This window comes from Mycobacterium sp. ZZG (assembly GCF_054786995.1).
On the sequence record NZ_JBTBFV010000125.1, the window covers coordinates 1 to 3,707 of the forward strand.

3 protein-coding genes are annotated in these 3,707 nt (G+C 62.9%); 2 read left to right on the forward strand and 1 reads right to left on the reverse strand.

The window, feature by feature from the left end; translation table 11 throughout:
- The first annotated feature begins 502 nt into the window (after positions 1-502).
- A complete protein-coding gene (locus tag ACXMYJ_RS28755) occupies positions 503-1,537 on the forward strand; it encodes a glycosyltransferase family 2 protein (protein ID WP_260755301.1) in 1,035 nt (344 codons plus the stop codon).
- A gap of 365 nt (positions 1,538-1,902) precedes the next feature.
- Positions 1,903-3,075 (forward strand): lipase family protein, encoded by a 1,173-nt coding sequence (locus ACXMYJ_RS28760; RefSeq protein WP_460359503.1) that lies wholly within the window; start codon positions 1,903-1,905, stop codon positions 3,073-3,075.
- A gap of 29 nt (positions 3,076-3,104) precedes the next feature.
- On the opposite strand, the gene ACXMYJ_RS28765 is transcribed toward ACXMYJ_RS28760, so the two are convergent.
- On the reverse strand, positions 3,105-3,707 hold a 603-nt coding region (locus ACXMYJ_RS28765; protein ID WP_460359504.1), incomplete at its 5' end, for an aspartyl/asparaginyl beta-hydroxylase domain-containing protein.

The following is a 3,707-nucleotide window of genomic DNA, read 5'->3' on the forward strand; positions in this document are numbered from 1 at the left end:
GGATCGTCGCCGCGCCCACCCCTCCAACTCGGCCCGCTCGTCAGTGGTCAAGACAATCTTCGCGGCATGAGGTGTCGGCACAACCCAGTCTAACAACTAGATCGCAATTAATGACTCAGGACACTAGCGGTTCGGCGCGATCGCTTCTGCTGCGATCGGGTGCTCACCGCCCATTGGCCACCCCACCCGCCCGCAGTGTCTCGGACGGTGTTGTCGACCGTCGAGGCAATCTGCCGGCCTGGTCGACGATCCCAATGACTTTGCACGCCAACCATGAGGAAACGGTCGCCGCATCTGGAGCGCATCCCCAGACCAATTTTGTTGCGCTATCAAATACTTCGACCGTCACACGTCGGATGAGCATTGCGTTCGGCCACGAGAACCTCCGAGGACGGTGGACCTCGACGAGCCATATCCCGGCCGAAGGTTCTCTCGCATCTAGCCGTTGCGGCTGCTACCGACGTCGTGCCTTGGTACAACTATCCGGGGGGAGGAGTACCACATGTCCGACGATGCGATCACTGTTGTCATCCCATGCCACACCGTGGACCGGCTGGCGAATATTCGGGCGGCCGTCAAATCCGTGCAAACGCAAACACTTCCGTCGGTGCGGGTGGTCGTTGCGGTCGATAACAATGAAAAGCTCTTCAGCATCGTTCGTGACGAATTCCCTCGAGTGCTCGCCGTCCTCAACCGAGACTCCAGAGGCGCCTCGGCAACACGTAATGCCGGGGTCCGAGTGGCCACCACACCCCTGGTCGCCTTTCTTGACGACGACGAGTTTGCAGAGCCGGACTGGCTGTCGGAACTGATACGGCCTTTCGCTGAGGACACCACGGTCGGTTGCGGCGGAAAATATGTCCCGGTGTGGGCACGTGGCGAGCCGCGATGGCTTCCCGAAGACTTCGCGTGGACCGTTGGCGGGTCCTACCGCGGTCAGCCGACCGTCACCTCACGAGTCCGCAACGTGTGGTCGGGAAACATGGCCGTCAGAACGGCAGCGTTTCTGGCGGTCGGAGGATTCCGAACCGATTTCGGCAAAGTCGGATCGGTGTGTGAACCAGAAGACACCGATCTGTGCGTTCGAATGGCCGCCGCCTGTGAGGGGCACTGGGTGTATGTGCCGACCGCGGTCATCAATCACGAGGTGCCGGCCTCGCGGAGCACATTCAGGTTCTTTCTCAAGCGGTGCTTTTCCGAAGGCCAAGGCAAGGCAGCACTCGAAAGCAACATCGGCCACCGGTCCACGCTCGACGCGGAGCGGGACTTCGTCCGCCGCGCAGCTTGTTCCGCCCTGCGTCGGCTGTGTGGCGACGCTTCGAACCGGATCAAAGGACTGGCGGCGCTCTGTGGTTTGGCCGCCGCAGCCGTTGGATATCTCGCTGCGCGCTTCAGGGCTGTGATTCCGCAGCGCATGCTGCCAATGCCGTCCGACTTGCGGTCGCCCCTGTGTAGTCGTCGTGAGATCGCTTTGCCACCCGCCGACCGCGCAAACCCGGTGGAGAGCCGGCAGGCCAACTCGCCTCGAGTGCGGTAGCGTGCCGAAATCCGCGCTGCGAAACCGAATCACCAGGTCGGTCACGTTGCCGATCACCCTTCGCTAGGCTGCAGATGGAGCTCGGAGTTTCGTCACCAGCCCGCGCTCTGTCTGGGCACAACGGGAAAGGGCTGACTGCGATAGCTACTCGTACGGTTGACCATCGCAGCGCCGACGGCGCACTCCGCGGTAGCGAATAGATGCGTCATCGCCGAAGCAGCAGAAGTACCGCGCTACGGGCGGCGCTGGCAGAATTCGCCAGATCCAGTTGGCGTCTGGTCTTTCCACTCCTGGTCTTTCTTTCGATGTTCGGTTTGACCACCGCTGACCCGCTGCTGCCGTCCGCGCCCATCGCTGCCCCGATCGTGGTGCCGTTGCCTGATGTCCCCGCAGATGTCTGGCAGAGCCGTGGCCAAATCGTCCACAAGGAGTCCTACGACCCGCCGCTTGCCGACCCGGATTCGGTACTTGGCGGCTCGTGGCGTGCTGTCTACAGGTCGGTGTCCGGCCTCGACGGCGGGGAACGCGAGGTTTCCGGGGCGTTCTTCCTCCCCCGCGGAACTCCGCCGGTTGGTGGCTGGCCGGTCGTTTCGTTTGCACACGGTACGACCGGTATCGGCACCGACTGCGGTCCCTCCTACCAGCCGGATCTACAGGGATACTCGCCGATCGTTGAATCTCTGCTGGACCGCAAATACGCCGTCGCACTCAGTGACTACGAAGGACTCGGCCAGACTGGCTCACATCAATATCTCGAGCAACGGACTGCGGCGTTCAACACCATCGACGCCGTCCGAGCCTTGCGCGAGCTCTCGCCGACTGTGTCCACACGTTGGGCGGCGATCGGTTATTCACAGGGTGGACAAGCGGTGTGGGCCGCCAACGAGTTGAATCCGTACTACGGCGGTGGTCTCGAACTGGTGGGGAGCGTCGCGCTCGCACCGGCGGCAAATGTGACGGCCACGGCGGACCTCATCTGGTCGGGTTCACTCACGGAAGAACAGCTGGCGCTGTTCCCGCTGTTCATCGTCGGCCTGGGTCGATACAACCCAGATCTCGACGAGAGGGCCTTCCTGCATGGTTCAACTGAGGCCCAGCGGAAACGCCTGAGCCATTGTGCGCAACGAGGCGAGGCACACGCAGCCCCAAGGAGATACCCGGCGCCGATCCCCTGGAAAACCGTCGTCGATCAGCTGAGCGGGACGAACGAGACCACGCCGGACTCTCCCCGCGACGTCGCTGAGCTGCGGGATGCGATGCGCAAAATCGCGCTACCCCAACGCCCGTTGGACCGGCCGATGCTCGTCGTCTCCGGCGCCGTGGATTCCCTGGTCTTCGCGCAGTGGGTGCGCACAGCGGTTGCCGACAGCTGCTCACTCGGCGGACACATCGAGTACCGACAGATTCCAAGCGCCGATCACGCCAACGTCTTGTGGAGATCCGCCTCAATCGTGGCGAGGTGGGTGGCCGCCCGATTCGACGGGGTCCCTGCGCCGTCGAACTGTCCAGTTGAGCGTTCAGGTGGAGTAGGGCAGTAGCTCGAGGGTGACGCGCGGGCAACCGGGTGCTAGCGAGCGTGCGTATCAGAGTCGCCGGTCGGGTGCCTCCCGGTGTCGGCCGTGATCTGTGCGCCAAGCGTCTCCTGCCAAGCTTCGGAGTTGGCCAATGCCCGCCTGATATACGGCGACCTGCGAATGGCGCCGATGAAGGCGCGGTTCGGTATCGCTAGGTACCAAGGCAGTTCCCGGACGAAGTCGACGAAGAGGACGACACGTATCTCCTCGCTGTCGTTCCAGACTTCGTGCTCGAATGTGTCGTCGAAGACCATGCTTCGACCCTTGCGCCAGTGCTGGGTACTGCTGCCGACGCGGATACGGGCTTGTGTCTCGTCGGCCGGAGTGCGGAGAGCGAGGTGGTAGCGCAACACCCCCTTCCACGGCCCCGTGTGCGGTGGGATGTGCTTGTGTGGGAGCAGGACCGAGAACAGCGCTGTGGTCATGCCGGGAATGGATTCCACGATCTCGGCTGTACGCGGACATCTTTGAGCAATGATCAGAACCTGTGGATGAGCCTCGGTGTGGGGGCGTGAAAGTGGGCGCACCTTCCCGAGGATGATCTGAATATCCGAAGGTCCGATCATGAGCCGGCGTTGGCGCGCTGGTTCGGGAAG

What these genes read in the sequence shown, in the direction of transcription:
- ACXMYJ_RS28755 (WP_260755301.1), top strand. Translation starts at nt 503, where the DNA reads ATGTCCGACGATGCGATCACTGTTGTCATCCCATGCCACACCGTGGAC.